Source organism: Lichenicola sp., assembly GCF_965198575.1.
In the GTDB taxonomy this organism is placed as follows: Bacteria; Pseudomonadota; Alphaproteobacteria; order Acetobacterales; family Acetobacteraceae; genus Lichenicola.
In genome coordinates this window covers 3,408,120-3,422,926 of record NZ_OZ240671.1, presented here as the reverse complement: position 1 = coordinate 3,422,926, position 14,807 = coordinate 3,408,120, and the positions used below count along the sequence as shown (strand labels likewise).

Genomic DNA, 14,807 nt, shown 5'->3' with positions numbered 1-14,807 from the left:
CACCGCTCAGCTGACGGGACCGATCATGCACGCCATGGTGCTGAAGCAGCTGCACAGGCCGATGGAGTGGACCGAGCTGCAGGATCGCCTGCCCGGCCCCGGCCAGATCCGGATCAAGGTCGGCGCGTGTGGCGTCTGCCGCACCGATCTGCACGTCATCGACGGCGAACTGCCGGATCCGGTGCTGCCGATCATCCCGGGCCACGAGATCGTCGGCCGCATCGACGCGATCGGCGCCGGCGTCACCGGCCTGTCCGAGGGCGAGCGCGTCGGCATACCCTGGCTCGGCCACACCTGCGGCGTCTGTCCCTACTGCATGGGCGGCCGCGAGAATCTCTGCGACCATCCGCTCTTCAACGGCTACACGCGTGACGGCGGCTTCGCGACCGCGACGATCGCCGACGCACGCTTCGCGTTTCCGCTCGGCGACGCCGGAGAGGATGTCTCGTTGGCGCCGCTGCTCTGTGCCGGCCTGATCGGCTGGCGTTCGCTCGGAATCGCAGGTGGCGGAAAATCCCTCGGTCTCTACGGCTTCGGCGCCGCCGCCCATATCCTGGCGCAGGTGGCACGCTGGCAGGGCCGCTCGGTGTTCGCCTTCACCAAGCCGGGAGACACCAGGGGACAGGATTTCGCCCGCAGCCTCGGCGCCTGCTGGGCCGGTGGCTCGGACGAGATGCCGCCGGAGCCGCTCGACGCCGCGATCATCTTTGCCACCGCCGGCGCGCTCGTGCCGCTCGCCTTGAAGGCCGTGCGCAAGGGCGGCCGCGTGGTCTGCGCCGGCATCCACATGAGCGACATCCCGGCGTTTCCCTATGCGCTGCTCTGGGAGGAACGCCAGCTCGTCTCGGTCGCCAACCTGACGCGGCAGGACGGGATCGACTTTCTGAAGCTCGTCCCGGAGATCGGGATCGTCACGCAGACCACGCGCTATCCGCTGACCCGGGCCAACCAGGCGCTCGCCGATCTCCGCGCCAGCCGCTTCGAGGGCGCCGCGGTTCTCGTGCCCTGACGAACGACGAAGCCCGGGTCGATCCGCCGGACGCCTTAGGTAGTTTCCGAGCCTGCGTCGGCTGCGCATCGCGCTGATAGTTTTCACCGCATGCAGATCAGTCAGCACATCGGCCGGCCGGACCACGACGCCCCCGGGGCTCGTTGATGGGCCCCGATCCGAAGCTGGAGCTGCGCGCGACGCCGGCCAGCCTACCCACCACAAGCCTGCCCGTCGCCGGCCTGCCCGTCGCGGAAGCACTGCCCGCCGCGGGAGCACTCGCCGTCATCCCGCCGACACCGAACCTCCCTGCCGTCATCGACACGCCCGACCCGCCGCCGCAGCAACGCCGCTGGCTGAAGCCGTTGATCGCCCTCGCGGCGTTGCTGCTGGTCGCCGGTGGCACCGGCTACTGGTGGTTGAACCGCCTGCCGGGCCTGCCACCGGGATTCGCATCGGGCAACGGACGCCTCGAAGCGGACGAGATCGACATCGACACGAAATTCGCCGGCAAGATCGCCACCCTCGAGGTCGATGAAGGCAGCGTGGTGGAAGCGTCGCAGACCGTGGCTCTGATGGACAGCCAGGATCTCGAGGCGACCTTGGCGAAATCGCAGGCGCTCGTACTGCAGGCACGCCAGACCGTGCGGTCCTCGTTGGCCACACTGGCACAACAGCAAACCGAGGTCGTGTTCGCCCGCAAGGAGCTCGACCGCGCGAGCGCGTTGTTGCAGACCGGTTTCGAGACCCGCGAGATGGTCGATCAGCGGCAACAGACGCTGAGCGGTGCCGTCGATGCCGTGCGGTCCGACGTGGCGCAGACCGCGGCGGCCGCACGGGCGCTCGACGCGGCTGCCCAGGACGTCGCACTCGACCGGGTCGACATCGCCTACGACACGCTGGTCGCACCGCGCGCCGGCACGATCGAGTACCGCATCGCCAATATCGGCGAGGTGCTGCCCGCCGGCGGCAAGGTCTTCACGATGCTCGACCGGACCTACGTGTACATGGACGTCTATCTGCCGACCGCATCGGCCGGGCGCACCCGCATCGGCTCCGAGGCCCGCATCCTGCTCGACGCCTATCCGGGACACCCGATCCCGGCCAGCGTCAGCTTCGTGGCCGCACAAGCGCAATTCACCCCCAAGACGGTCGAGACCAGAACCGAACGCGACAGCCTGATGTTCCGCGTCCGCGTACGGATCGATCCCGCGCGCCTGGCGCTCCGCACGACTCCGGTGAAAAGCGGGCTGCCTGGCGAGGCGATCATCCGCACCGACAGCAACGCGGCGTGGCCCGCAACATTGCAGGTCAGCATGCCGAAATGACCGAGGCAGCGGTTCCGGCCGCACGCCTCGAGGCGGTCACGCTGCGCTACGGCCACGCTTTCGCCATCGAGGACGTGACGCTCCTGATCCCCGGCGGCTGCATGGTCGGGCTGATCGGCCCGGACGGTGTCGGCAAGTCCTCCGTGCTCAGCCTGATCGCCGGATCCAGGCGCATCCAGCAGGGATCCGTCACCGTACTCGGCGGCGACATGGCCAGCACCCGCTACCGCACGCAGCTCTGCCCGCGGGTCGCCTACATGCCGCAGGGTCTCGGCCGCAACCTCTATCCGGACCTCAGCGTCGCCGAGAACATCGCGTTCTTCAGCCGGCTGTTCGGGCAGTCGAAAACCGAACGGCTCTGGCGCACCGACGAACTTCTGGACGCCACCGGCCTCGCCCCGTTCGCCGGACGCCCCGCCAAGAAGCTGTCCGGTGGGATGCGCCAGAAGCTCGGCCTCTGCTGCTCGCTCATCCATGATCCCGAGTTGCTGATCCTGGACGAGCCCACCACCGGCGTCGATCCGCTGTCGCGCCGCCAGTTCTGGACCCTGGTGAACCTGATGCGCTCGCGCCGGCCCTCGATGAGCGTCCTGGTCGCCACCGCCTACATGGAGGAGGCCGAGCAGTTCGACTGGCTGGTCGCGATGAATGCCGGCCATGTGCTGGCACAAGGATCGGCTGCCACGCTGATGGCCTCGACGCACACCACGTCGCTGGAAGAGGCGTTCATCGCCACCCTGCCCGAGGCCCAGCGCCACGGCCACGCCGCCCTGGTGATTCCGCCGCGCGTGGCGGCCGACGCCGCGCCGATGATCGTGGCGCGCGACCTCACGGTCCGCTTCGGCGCCTTCACCGCGGTCGATCACGTCAGCTTCAACATCGAGCGTGGCGAGATCTTCGGCTTCCTGGGCTCCAACGGCTGCGGCAAGACGACCACCATGAAGGTGCTGGCCGGGCTGCTTCCCGCCACCACCGGCAGCGTGCTGCTGTTCGGCAAGCCGGTCGATATCGGCGACATGCAGACACGCGCCCGCGTCGGCTACATGTCGCAATCGTTCTCGCTCTACACCGAACTCACCGTGCGCCAGAACCTCGAGCTGCACGCTCATCTCTTCCATCTGCCGGCCGCCTCGGCGCGCACCCGCATCGCCGACCTGGTCGCCCGCTTCGGCCTGTCCGCCTATCTCGACCAGCGCACGCTCGATCTGCCGCTCGGCATCCGCCAGCGCCTGTCCCTGGCCGTGGCGATCGTGCACGACCCGGAGATCCTGATCCTCGACGAGCCCACCTCCGGCGTCGACCCGCTCGAGCGCGACCGGTTCTGGTCGCTGCTGATCGACCTGTCGCGCAACCAGGGCGTGACGATTTTCGTGTCGACGCATTTCATGAACGAGGCCGCGCGCTGCGACCGGATCTCGCTGATGGATTCCGGCCGCGTGCTGGCCACCGACACCCCGGCCGCACTCGTCGCATCGCGCCATGCGGCAGATCTGGAGGACGCGTTCATCGGCTACCTCGAGGACGCGATCAGCGCACGCGCCGGACGCACGAACGCGGCACCGCCGCATGCCATGCCGCTCCACGCCCTCACCGCGCCCCGCCGGCGCCGCGCCTTCAGCGTCCGCAGGTTGATGGCCTACACCATCCGCGAGAGCCTGGAGCTGATCCGCGACAAGGTGCGCCTCGGCTTCGGCCTGTTCGGCACGGCACTGCTGATGATCGTGTTCGGGTTCGGGATCTCGACGGACGTGGATAATCTCTCCTTCGCCGTGCTCGACCGCGACCAGTCCAGCGCCAGCCTCGCCTATCTCGGCGAATTGCGCGGCTCGACCTATTTCACCGAAAAGGCGCCCATCACCAGCTACGCCGACCAGGCCCGGCGACTGCAGAGCGGGACGGTGTCGGCCGTCATCGAGATCCCGCCAGGCTTCGGCCGCGACATCAAGCGCGGGCGCCCGGCCTTCGTGCTGGCCACCATCGACGGCGCGATGCCGTTCCGCGCCCAGACCATCCGCGGCTACCTGCAGGCGATCCAGACGCTCTACCTCGCCGACCCAACGGTCACGACCACCCAGCCTGCCCCGAGGCCGCCGGCCAGCGTCAGCATCCGCTACAAATACAACCAGAACTTCGACAGCATCTACGCGATGGTGCCGTCCAACATCTGCCTGATGCTGGCCTTGTTCCCGGCCATCCTGATGGCGCTTGCCATCGTACGGGAAAAAGAGCTCGGCTCGATCATCAATCTCTACGTCACGCCGGTCGGCCGGCTCGAATTCCTGATCGGCAAGCAGCTGCCGTACGTCGCTCTCGCCATGGCCAATTTCATGATCCTGCTGCTGATGGCGATCTTCGTGTTCCAGGTGCCGTTGAAGGGCAGCTTCCCGGTCCTGTTCCTGGGCACGCTGATCTATGTGTCGGCGACCACGGCATACGGAATGCTGATCTCGGCCTTCACGAAAACCCAGATCGCCGCCCTGTTCGGTACCGCCATCCTGACGGTTCTCCCCGCCACCCAGTTTTCCGGCATGCTGAGCCCGGTCTCCTCGCTGACCGGGGTCGCGAAATATATCGGCCTCAGCTTCCCGATGACGTATTTCGTGCCGATCAGCGTCGGCACCTTCACCAAGGGCCTCGGCTTTGCGGATCTGTCCCGCGACCTCGTCGACCTGGCGGTGTTCGTGCCGATCCTGATCGGGCTGAGCGCGCTGCTCCTTGGCAAGCAGGAACGCTGATGCCGAATCCCGTCTGGCGCAGTGCGGGCAACATCTTCTGGCTCGGAACCAAGGAACTGCGCAGTTTCATGCACGACACGGTGCTGATCCTGCTGGTGATCTATGCCTTCTCGCTCGCCATCATCAGCCAGTCGCAGAGCAACGCGCAGGAGCTGAACAAGGCATCGATCGCCTTTTCCGACGAGGACAACTCGCCACTCTCCCGCCGCATCATGCACGCCTTCCTGCCGCCGCTGTTCCTGCCGCCACGACCCATCGCGGTGAGCGCGATCATCCCCGCGCTGAATGCCGGACAATACACCTTCATAATCGACATCCCGCCGCACTTCGAACGCGACGTGCTCGCCGGCCGGTCACCAGGCCTGCAGGTGAATGTCGACGCTACCGCGATGATCCAGGCCGGCCTCGGATCGGGTTATGCCGAGCAGATCATCGATACCGAGCTGTCGGACTATCTCTCGAACACGCAGAGCGTGCCGCTTTCCACGGTCAACCTCGTCGTGCGGATCGCGTTCAATCCCAATGTCACCACGGCCTGGTTCGCCAGCGTCATGGGCATCATCAACAACGTCACCATGCTCGCCATCATCATGTCCGGAGCGGCCGTGATCCGCGAGCGCGAGCATGGCACGATGGACCATCTGCTCGCCATGCCGCTGACGCCGCTCGAGATCGCGATGTCGAAGATCTGGGCGAACGGCCTGATCATCACCCTGGCGGTCGCCGCGTCGCTATACCTGGTGGTTCGCACGATTCTCGGCGTGCCGATCGCAGGATCGATCCCGCTCTTCATGGTCGGCGTCGTGATCTACCTGTTCTTTGCGACCTCGATCGGCATCTTCCTCGGCACCGTCACCAGGTCCATGCCGCAGCTCGGCCTGCTGTTCATGCTGGTATTCCTGCCGATGAACATGCTGTCGGGCAGCAACACCCCGCTGGAAAGCATGCCGCACTCGCTCGCGACGATCATGCAGGTCTCGCCCTCGACGCATTTCGTCTCGTTCGCACAATCCATCCTGTATCGCGGTGCCGGCTTCGGCGTGGTCTGGCCACAGTTCTTCGGCATCGCGATTGTCGCCGCCCTGTTCCTGGCACTTGCTCTCTGGCGGTTCCGCTCCGTCGCCGCACAGACGGATTAAAACCGCCGAGGCGTCAGTGCACCGGGTCCGGGATCGGCAAGAGCCTGCCCGGGACAAGGACATAGGACAGAATACCGATGATGATGTCGCGCCAGGAGTGCTCCGACGACGAGCAGGTCAGCACTCCCGACCGCCCGCTCGCGCGCCGGCTATTGAGTCGCGCCGTGATCTTCTGCAGCCAGGGAAGCCGATCCGCGTCGGTCGGCAGTGTACCGCCACCGTGGTCTTGCCTGATCCGGACATTCCATCACGACGGCAATGACGGGATGGTGCATCGGATGCTCGACCACCGGCGAGCACGATCGCCGGGCGCGTCCATCGATCCCTCCCATGCCGGACCGGCATGATATCACGCGCCTGACCATGCTGCGGCGCTGCCACCGGCGTCATTCCAACCGCCCTGGAACGCAATTTCCTGAAGCCTCGGAAATACGCACGGCGCGAGCACGCGTGCCCGGATCCGCTCTCCCCGGCTTCAGGCCGGCCGGAACCGTCCTGCGTCGCGGCTGATGCAACGTTGACGACGTATTCGAAAGCCTGCTCTCGAATGACCTGTCATGCAGACGCGATGCCGCACGGGACACCCTTCATGCTGCCTTCGACCACATCTTCGCGTGTGTCAGCGCACCGATCGTTCAATCGCGGCCGGGCAGCCGGTCGGCGTTTCGCGGCATGACGATCGTGCCGAATGCGGCCCTGCTCTACCACGCGTCCGGCTTCTCGACGGCGGGCCAGCAGCTGATGGGGATCAACGCCGCATCCGAGGGCCTGCTACGGGGGCTTGCGCGGTATGCCGGCGTCGACCTGCTCACAGCACTCGTCGGTTCGATGGCCGACGGGGAGCATTTCCGCCAGGCCGTACAGGCCGCAAATCCGCTGCAGGCCACACGGCTGATCCCGCGCCAGGCGCTGGGCGAACTCGCCTCGGTCGGCGCCTTGATGCTCTCCAGCCCCGGGCTCGGCGACCATGCCTGGCAGAGACGGGCGCTCGGGGCCGCCTCGTACAGTCTGGTCGGCATCACCCACACCACCGCGACGCCGCGGGTCATGGACGCGCTCGCCGCCTACGCCACCGCACCCGTGGAGCCGTGGGACGCGCTGGTCTGCACGTCGCAGGCGGTGCGCGCGATGGTGTTCCGGCTGCTCGACGACCAGGACGACTACCTGCGCGAACGGCTGGCACTCGGAACCGGCGCCCGCTTGCCACGACCGCAACTGCCGGTGATCCCGCTCGGCATCGATTGCGACGCCTTCACCCAGGATCCGGCGCACCGCGCGGACTGGCGGTCACGCCTCGGCGTCGGCGAGAACGACGTGGTCGCGCTGTTCCTGGGACGCCTCAGCCACCACCAGAAGGCCCACCCGATCCCGCTGTTCCAGGCGCTGCAGCAGGCGTCGGCGCAGCAGGCCCCCGGGCAGCGACTGATGCTGGTCATGGCCGGATGGTTCGGCAATCCGACGATCGAGGCCGGCTTCCGCGCCGCCGCCGTGACGTTCTGCCCCGACGTGCCGGTGATCTTCATGGATGCGCGGCTGCCCGACGTGCGACGTGCCGCCTGGTCGGTGGCCGACCTGTTCGTCTCGCCGGTCGACAACGTCCAGGAGACCTTCGGCCTCACCCCCCTGGAAGCCATGGCGGCAGGACTGCCCGTGGTGGTGAGCGACTGGAACGGCTACCGCGAAACGGTCCGCGACGGCGTCGACGGCTTCCGCATCCGCACCATCGCCGCGCCGCCCGGCCTCTCCGAGGACCTCGCCTTGCGTTTCAGCGAGGGCGGCCTCGATGGCTACGAGGCGCAGGTGGGCGCGATCGGCCAGAGTGTCGCGGTCGATATCGACGCCATGGCCGGGGCGATCGGCCGCCTGGCCGCGGACCCGTCGCTGCGCCGGAGCATGGGCCGGACGGCCCAGACCCGCGCGCGCCAGGATTATGACTGGTCGGTGGTGGTGCCACGGCACCAGGCGCTGTGGGGGGAGCTGGCCGAGCGTCGTGCCGCTGCCATCAGCCCGCCAGGGACCCACCCTGCTCGGCCCGACCCGTTCCACGTCTTCCGCGGCTACCCGTCGGAGCCGCTCTCGCCCCGGCACCGCGCCTTCCCGACCGGTCGCGATCCCGGCCTGGTCGCCGAGCTGCATGACCATCCGCTGGTCCGCTTCGGCCAGCCCGCGATGCCGGACGCCGCCACCCTGCATGCGCTCCTCGCAGCCGTCGATGGCTGCACGGTGAAGACGCTGGGCGGCCGTTTCCCCAACCTGGCGCCACGCGAGATCACCCGGGCGCTCCTCTGGCTGGCGAAATACGGGCTGATCACCCTGCGCGATTGACCCGCGTCGCCAGCGCTACCGCTGCTCCTCCTGCAGCAGCTGTCGCAGCTGTTCGGCCAGGCCGTTATCCGCATGCGCCTCGATCGCATCGCGCACCCGGCGCATGTGGCGCCTGGCCGCATACACCTGGTCGAGCAGCGACAGCACCACCGGCAGCGCCTCCTCGTTGATGTGCAGGTCGTCGCGAAGCTCCAGGATCAGCCGGGCCCGCGCTTCGTCGATCGGCTCGAACAGGTAATGCCCGGGCGCACCCTCCGGACGGATCCAGGCCCGCTCGATCCAGCCCTCGAGCTCGGCTGCGCTGACCCGCTGCAGCCGGACGCACAGCATCTCGATGGTGATCATGCCGCCGTCCCCTTGCTTTCTGGCGCTTCGCTGCTTCCGGGCGACCAGCCGCGCAGGAACGCCTTCAGCGCATCGTCGGTCGGACCCAGCACCACCCGCAGCGTCACGTAGAGGTTCCCCGCCTCGCGCTTGCCATGTGCGGCCACGCCGCGCCCGCGCAGACGCAGCACGCGGCCGGTATCGGAATCGGGCGGCACGGTCATCGCCACCGCGCCGGCCGGCGTCGGCACCTGCACCGACCCACCCAGGACCGCCTGCTTCAGCGACACCGCGAGCTCGGTGCGGATGTCGTTGCCGTCGCGGGTGAAGCGCTCGTCCGGCGTGATCTGGATACGGATCAACGCATCGCCCCGCCCGGCGCCCTCCTCACCCTCGCCGCCCTTGCCGCGCAGTCGCAGGGTCTGGCCGTCTTCGATCCCGGCCGGCACCTTGACGTCGAGCGTGGCCCCGGTCGGGAGCGTGATGCGGGTGGTGGCACCGGTCATCGCGTCGGCGAACGAGACCGTCAGGCTGTAGCTGTGGTCCTCGCCCCGCTGCGGACCGCGCGGCGGTCGGCCCGAGGCCTGGCCGCGGCCGCCACGGCCGAACAGGTCGCCGAAGATGTCCCCGAGATCCTCTTCGTCCCAGCCGCCGCCCGCCGCGCCTTGGCCGAATCCTGCCCCCGCCCCGGCATTCGCGCGATACCGCCGCCCTTGCGCGCCCTGCGCCTGCTCGCGGTAGCTGCTGCGTGGCGGCGGCCTCTCCTGTCCGGAACCGTCGATCTCGCCGCGGTCGTAGCGCGCGCGCTGCTCGGGATCCGAGAGCAGGCTGTTGGCGGCACTGATCCGCTTGAACCGCTCCTCCGCAGCCGGATCGCCCGGATGCAGGTCGGGATGGCTCTCCTTGGCCAGACGGCGATAGGCCTTGCGGATCGTCTCCTTGTCGGCATCACGGCTGATCCCCAGGATGTCGTATGGTCCTGTTTCGGAAGCCCCCGGGCCCTCTTGACGATCGTCCGCCATGCCTCTCCTTGGTGCAGATTGCCGACACGATGATGGGCGGCCTGGACCTGTGGATCAACAGCATCCGCCGGCGCGATACTTGAGGGATCTTGCAGCATGGACATGACGCCGGACGGATTCGCGGCTGCAACCCCGTTCGCACCGGCTTGGCGCGCGCGCAGCGAGAGCCGCCGACGGATCACCGACGCGACGCGACGCCCCGAGCCCGAGTGTGTCGCCGAGCTGTTGCGCACCGCACCGGTCACGCCTGCATCGGCCACCGCGATCGCCACCCGCCTGGTCGAGGCGCTACGGGCCCGCGGCCGTCCGGGTCCGGTCGAGGGGCTGATGCGGGAGTACGCGCTCTCCAGCCAGGAGGGCATCGCGCTGATGTGCCTGGCCGAAGCGCTGCTGCGGATCCCCGACGCCGCCACCCGTGACCGGCTGATCCGCGACAAGATCGGCGGCGGCGACTGGCGCTCGCATCTCGGCCGCAGCCCGTCGCTGTTCGTCAACGCGGCCACCTGGGGCCTGCTGATCACCGGACGCCTGCAGGAGGGCGGCGGCGACATCGGATCCTCGAAGGCGCCCGGCCTGCAGGCGAGCCTGATGCGCGCCCTCGGACGTGGCGGCGAGCCGTTGATCCGGGCGGCGATGGACCGGGCGATGCGGGTGCTGGGCGAGCAGTTCGTGGTCGGCGAGACCATCGAAAGCGCCTTGCGGGCGGCGACGAAACGCGAGGCGCGCGGCTTCCGCTACTCGTTCGACATGCTCGGCGAGGCGGCGATGACCGAGGCCGACGCGCAACGCTACCTGCGCGACTACCAGCACGCGATCCGGGCGATCGGCGCGCACAACAAGGGCCGCGGGCTGTTCGACGGCGCCGGCATCTCGATCAAGCTGTCGGCGCTGCATCCACGCTACAGCCGGGCGCAGCAGCAGCGCGTGCGGGACGAGTTGCTGCCGCGCCTGGCCGACCTCGCCAGCCTGGCGCGGGCGCACGATGTCGGGCTGAACATCGATGCCGAGGAGGCCGATCGGCTGGAGCTCTCGCTCGACCTGCTGGAAAGCCTGTGCGAGCAGCCGGACCTCGCCGGCTGGAACGGCATCGGCTTCGTCATCCAGGCCTACAGCCGGCGCACGCCGATGGTGATCGACCACCTGGTCGAGCTGGCGCGCCGCACCGGCCATCGGCTGATGGTCCGGCTGGTGAAGGGCGCCTACTGGGACAGCGAGATCAAGAAGGCGCAGGAAGCCGGTCTGTCGGACTATCCGGTGTTCACCCGCAAGCTGCATACCGACGTGTCGTACCTGGACTGCGCCCGCCGCCTGCTGGCCGCACCCGACGCGATCTTCCCGCAATTCGCCACCCACAATGCCCAGACGGTGGGTGCCGTCATGGCGATGGCTGGCCCGGACTTCGCCGTCGGCCAGTACGAGTTCCAGTGCCTGCACGGCATGGGCGAGAGCCTCTACGAACAGGTGGTGGCGCCGGACAAGTTCGACCGGCCGTGCCGGATCTATGCGCCGGTCGGCACCCACGAGACGCTGCTCGCCTACCTCGTGCGCCGGCTGCTGGAGAACGGCGCCAACAGCTCGTTCGTCAACCGCATCGCCGATCCCGCGGTTCAGGTCGCCGACCTCGTGGCCGATCCGGTGCAGGAGGCCGCCCGTGCCGTGCCGATCGGCGCGCCGCACGCCGCAATCCCGCGCCCGGGCGAGTTGTTTGCCGCCGGGGGTGCCGAGCGTCCCCGGCGCAACTCGTCCGGCCTGGACCTGGCATCGGAAGCGACCCTGGAACAGCTTGCCGGCCTGCATGAGGCGGCCACCACGCACGCCTCGATGCCGCTTCCGGTCGCCGAACCGCTGCTGGCTTTCGAAGGAGTTGGCGCCGAGGCTGCCGGCTGGCGGGACTGCCATGATCCTGCCGACCACCGGCGGCTGATCGGGCGCTGCCGTGACACCACGGTTGCGGATGTCGGCCCTGCGATCGGGGCCGCGACCGAAGCGGCGGCACACTGGGCGGCGACCCCGGCCGCCACCCGCGCCGATTGTCTGGACCGGGCGGCCGATGCGCTGGACGGCCGGCTTGCCGAGCTGCTTGGCCCGATCATGCGCGAAGCCGGCAAGTCGGCGGCGAACGCGATCGGCGAGGTGCGCGAGGCGGTCGACTTCCTGCGCTACTACGCAGCCGCAACCCGCCGGACGGACGACCTCCAGGGCCGGGCGCTTGGCGCCGTCGTCTGCATCAGCCCTTGGAACTTCCCGCTCTCGATCTTCATCGGCCAGGTCGCGGCCTCGCTCGCCGCGGGCAACACCGTGCTGGCCAAGCCCGCCGAGCAGACCCCGCTCATCGCCACCCTCGCCACGGCCATCCTGCACCAGGCCGGCATCCCGCGCGGCGCCCTGCAGCTGCTCCCGGGCGATGGCGAGATCGGTGCCGCCCTGGTTGCGGACCCGCGGATCGGCGGCGTGCTGTTCACCGGCTCGACCGACGTGGCGCGCTCGATCGCGCAGGCGCTGGCCCCGCATGCCGACGGTCTGCGCGGCACGATTCCGCTGATCGCCGAGACCGGCGGCCAGAACGCCCTGCTGGTCGACAGCGCCGCCCTGCCCGAACAGGTGGTGACCGACGCGATCTCGTCCGCTTTCGACTCTGCCGGCCAACGCTGCTCGGCGTTGCGCGTGTTGTGCGTGCAGGAGGACGCCGCCGCGCCGATCCTGGCGATGCTGAAGGGCGCCATGGCCGAGCTGCGTGTCGGCGACCCGCTCCTGCTCGCAACCGACGTCGGCCCGGTGATCGACGAGGCCGCACGCGAACGCCTCGAGCGCCACATCGACCGGCTCGCGTCCCTCGGCTGCCGCGTGACCCGCACCCCGCTCTCCGATGACGCGGCGCGCGGCACCTTCGTGGCGCCGGCGCTGATCGAGATCGACACCCTGGAGCAGATCGGCGGCGAGGTCTTCGGCCCGGTGCTGCACGTGCTGCGCTACAGCCAGGACCGCCAGGACGCGATGGTCGATGCGATCAACGCCACCGGCTACGGCCTCACCTTCGGCGTGCACACCCGGATCGACGAGACCATGCAGCGCCTGGTCGGACGCAGCACCGCCGGCAACATCTACGTCAACCGCAACATGATCGGCGCGGTGGTGGGCAGCCAGCCATTCGGCGGCACCGGCCTGTCCGGCACCGGACCCAAGGCCGGCGGCCCGCTGATGCTGCACCGGCTGCGCACCGCCTTGCACGAGCGCGCCCTGCTGCCCGGCAGCGCGCCCGACGCCGCCGTCCGGCTGCTCGACCTGCTGGGCGACCATCCGGCCGCATCCGCCTGTGCCGCACTCGTCGCGCGCAGCCCGCTCGGCTTCTCGGAAGCGCTGCCGGGCCCGGTCGGCGAGCGCAACCTCTACAGCCTGGCGGCGCGCGGCGACGTGCTCTGCGTGGCCGACGACGAGACCGATCTCGTGCTGCAGATCACCGCCGCACTCGCCACCGGCAACCGCGCGGTGCTGCGGCTGATCGGACCGGAAGCGGATGTGACCCGGCGGCTGATGGCGGCATGTCCCGCCCTCGTCGTGCGCGAGCCCTCGCCGCCGTCACCGGTGTCGGCGGCCCTGGCGAGTGCGGCGTTGCTTCCGGCGCTGGCGATCGAGCTGGCCGAAAGGCCCGGTGCGGTGACGCCGCTGCACCGGCTGGACGCGGCGCAGACCGGACTGGCGCTCGAGTGGCTGAACCACGAACGGTCGCTCAGCATCAACACGACGGCGGCCGGCGGCAATGCCAGCCTGATGGCCTTGAGCTGACGAGGGCGGCGCTTGGAGACAGGGCGACGGCAGGCTATTGCATCGACCGGGGACACGAAGGGGAGCCGCACGGATGAAGCCTTGGATGAACGTGGTCCTGATGATCGGCGGCTTTCTCGTCTTTCTCTATCTGATGAGCCTGCTCGGCAACCGCATCCCGAGCTGAGCCGCAGCGCCGTCAGAGAATCGGTCCGTCCTTGCCGACGTCGGCCTCGAATTCGGTCTGGTTGTCGGCGATGACCGTGGCACCCTCGTCGCGGTTGCGGCGACGGCGGAGGAAATCGGCCCCGGTCGAGACGATCGCGAACACGATGACGACGCCGAGCACCAGCACCATGCCGACCAGCAGATAATAGAACCTCATGTCGCGACGGACCGATCATGGTTGTGATGGAAGCGGATACGCTTTCATCATGGCGCCCTCGCCGGTGCAACGACGTTCGGCCGCTACCTGCAGCCGTTAACCCTCCGCTAACCATCCGCCGTCTAGTCTGCCTGCGGTTCCCGAATGCGGAAGGACCGTTGCGTGGCCCTCGACCAGACGACCTGGCTGCTGCCTCCCGTGGCGGGAACGAGCGTCACGAGTGCCGTGAGCGCCCCCGCGCCGGTCGCTCCGGCCGCCACCACAACCCCGGCATTGAGGGGCGGGTTCTCGTTCCACAAGCTGTTGGCCGACCTCAACCCGCTGCAATACATCCCGGTGGTCGGCGCGATCTACCGCGCGATCACCGGCGACCAGGGCAACGCCGACCTGCGATTCGCCGTCTCGCTCGGCACCAGCTTCGCCCTCGGCGGCCCGGTCGGCGTCGGCATCACGCTCGGCGAGAAGGTGCTGGGCATCGACCCGGAGAAGATCGGCAAGTCGCTCATCGCCAGCCTGTTCCACAAGAGCCCCGCCACCCCGGGCGCCGGCACCGTAGCGCCAGCAGCAACCACAGCCCTTGCCGCCACCGATAGCCCGGCTACCTCCGCGACCGGGGCCGGCAGCGCCCGCGCCTGGACCGCCGGCGAGCTCGCCGCCTATGGCGTCAGCAAGGACGCGCGAGGGGAGCTGGCCGCCGGCACGATCACCGGCTCCGACGTGCTGAACACCCTCGAGCTGCACCGGCTTTCCGCCACCTACGCCTGAGCCGGTTTCCGCGGACGACGATCCGCCCTATCTG

The 14,807-nt window shown here is 69.0% G+C and carries 10 protein-coding genes; 7 read left to right on the top strand and 3 right to left on the bottom strand.

From position 1 onward, the window contains the following. The first annotated feature begins 25 nt into the window (after positions 1-25). From ACOEQ2_RS15525 to ACOEQ2_RS15505, 5 genes are all read left to right on the top strand, one after another. Entirely contained in the window at positions 26-1,009 is a 984-nt protein-coding gene (locus ACOEQ2_RS15525) for a zinc-dependent alcohol dehydrogenase family protein (RefSeq protein WP_419728858.1), read from the top strand. A gap of 146 nt (positions 1,010-1,155) precedes the next feature. Further along, positions 1,156-2,316, top strand: a complete 1,161-nt coding sequence (locus ACOEQ2_RS15520) for an HlyD family secretion protein (RefSeq protein ID WP_419728857.1) — start codon at positions 1,156-1,158, stop codon at positions 2,314-2,316. Continuing rightward, the gene (rbbA, locus tag ACOEQ2_RS15515; RefSeq protein ID WP_419728856.1) at positions 2,313-5,051 is read left to right on the top strand and encodes a ribosome-associated ATPase/putative transporter RbbA; all 2,739 of its coding nucleotides are present in this window, start codon (positions 2,313-2,315) and stop codon (positions 5,049-5,051) included. The genes ACOEQ2_RS15520 and rbbA overlap by 4 nt, the downstream gene beginning before the upstream one ends. Beyond that, a complete protein-coding gene (locus ACOEQ2_RS15510; protein ID WP_419728855.1) occupies positions 5,051-6,190 on the top strand; it encodes an ABC transporter permease in 1,140 nt (379 codons plus the stop codon). Before rbbA ends, ACOEQ2_RS15510 begins: the two co-directional genes overlap by 1 nt. Before the next feature lie 672 nt (positions 6,191-6,862). Further along, on the top strand, positions 6,863-8,515 hold the full coding sequence (locus tag ACOEQ2_RS15505; RefSeq protein ID WP_419728854.1) for a glycosyltransferase family 4 protein: 1,653 nt from the start codon (positions 6,863-6,865) through the stop codon (positions 8,513-8,515). A gap of 15 nt (positions 8,516-8,530) precedes the next feature. On the opposite strand, the gene ACOEQ2_RS15500 is transcribed toward ACOEQ2_RS15505, so the two are convergent. Continuing rightward, complete coding sequence (locus ACOEQ2_RS15500) at positions 8,531-8,860, bottom strand: chaperone modulator CbpM (RefSeq protein WP_419728853.1); 330 nt, start codon at positions 8,858-8,860, stop codon at positions 8,531-8,533. Continuing rightward, positions 8,857-9,861 carry a DnaJ C-terminal domain-containing protein gene (locus ACOEQ2_RS15495; protein WP_419728852.1) on the bottom strand — a complete coding sequence of 335 codons (1,005 nt, stop codon included), beginning with the start codon at positions 9,859-9,861 and terminating at the stop codon, positions 8,857-8,859. Before ACOEQ2_RS15495 ends, ACOEQ2_RS15500 begins: the two co-directional genes overlap by 4 nt. Positions 9,862-9,957: 96 nt before the next feature. Here ACOEQ2_RS15495 and putA point away from each other — a divergent pair, with 96 nt between their 5' ends. Continuing rightward, positions 9,958-13,644, top strand: coding sequence for a bifunctional proline dehydrogenase/L-glutamate gamma-semialdehyde dehydrogenase PutA (gene putA, locus ACOEQ2_RS15490; protein WP_419728851.1), 3,687 nt, complete (start codon positions 9,958-9,960; stop codon positions 13,642-13,644). A 178-nt stretch (positions 13,645-13,822) separates the two neighbouring features. Here the strand turns inward: putA and ACOEQ2_RS15485 are convergent, their stop codons facing one another. Then, positions 13,823-14,008, bottom strand: a complete 186-nt coding sequence (locus ACOEQ2_RS15485) for a hypothetical protein (protein WP_419728850.1) — start codon at positions 14,006-14,008, stop codon at positions 13,823-13,825. Positions 14,009-14,170: 162 nt separating this feature from the next. Here ACOEQ2_RS15485 and ACOEQ2_RS15480 point away from each other — a divergent pair, with 162 nt between their 5' ends. Next, on the top strand, positions 14,171-14,773 hold the full coding sequence (locus ACOEQ2_RS15480; RefSeq protein WP_419728849.1) for a hypothetical protein: 603 nt from the start codon (positions 14,171-14,173) through the stop codon (positions 14,771-14,773). Positions 14,774-14,807 lie beyond the last annotated feature (34 nt).

What these genes read in the sequence shown, in the direction of transcription:
- ACOEQ2_RS15485 (WP_419728850.1), bottom strand. Translation starts at nt 14,008, where the DNA reads ATGAGGTTCTATTATCTGCTGGTCGGCATGGTGCTGGTGCTCGGCGTC.
- ACOEQ2_RS15520 (WP_419728857.1), top strand. Translation starts at nt 1,156, where the DNA reads ATGGGCCCCGATCCGAAGCTGGAGCTGCGCGCGACGCCGGCCAGCCTA.
- rbbA (WP_419728856.1), top strand. Translation starts at nt 2,313, where the DNA reads ATGACCGAGGCAGCGGTTCCGGCCGCACGCCTCGAGGCGGTCACGCTG.
- ACOEQ2_RS15505 (WP_419728854.1), top strand. Translation starts at nt 6,863, where the DNA reads ATGACGATCGTGCCGAATGCGGCCCTGCTCTACCACGCGTCCGGCTTC.
- ACOEQ2_RS15510 (WP_419728855.1), top strand. Translation starts at nt 5,051, where the DNA reads ATGCCGAATCCCGTCTGGCGCAGTGCGGGCAACATCTTCTGGCTCGGA.
- ACOEQ2_RS15525 (WP_419728858.1), top strand. Translation starts at nt 26, where the DNA reads ATGCACGCCATGGTGCTGAAGCAGCTGCACAGGCCGATGGAGTGGACC.
- ACOEQ2_RS15495 (WP_419728852.1), bottom strand. Translation starts at nt 9,861, where the DNA reads ATGGCGGACGATCGTCAAGAGGGCCCGGGGGCTTCCGAAACAGGACCA.
- putA (WP_419728851.1), top strand. Translation starts at nt 9,958, where the DNA reads ATGGACATGACGCCGGACGGATTCGCGGCTGCAACCCCGTTCGCACCG.
- ACOEQ2_RS15500 (WP_419728853.1), bottom strand. Translation starts at nt 8,860, where the DNA reads ATGATCACCATCGAGATGCTGTGCGTCCGGCTGCAGCGGGTCAGCGCA.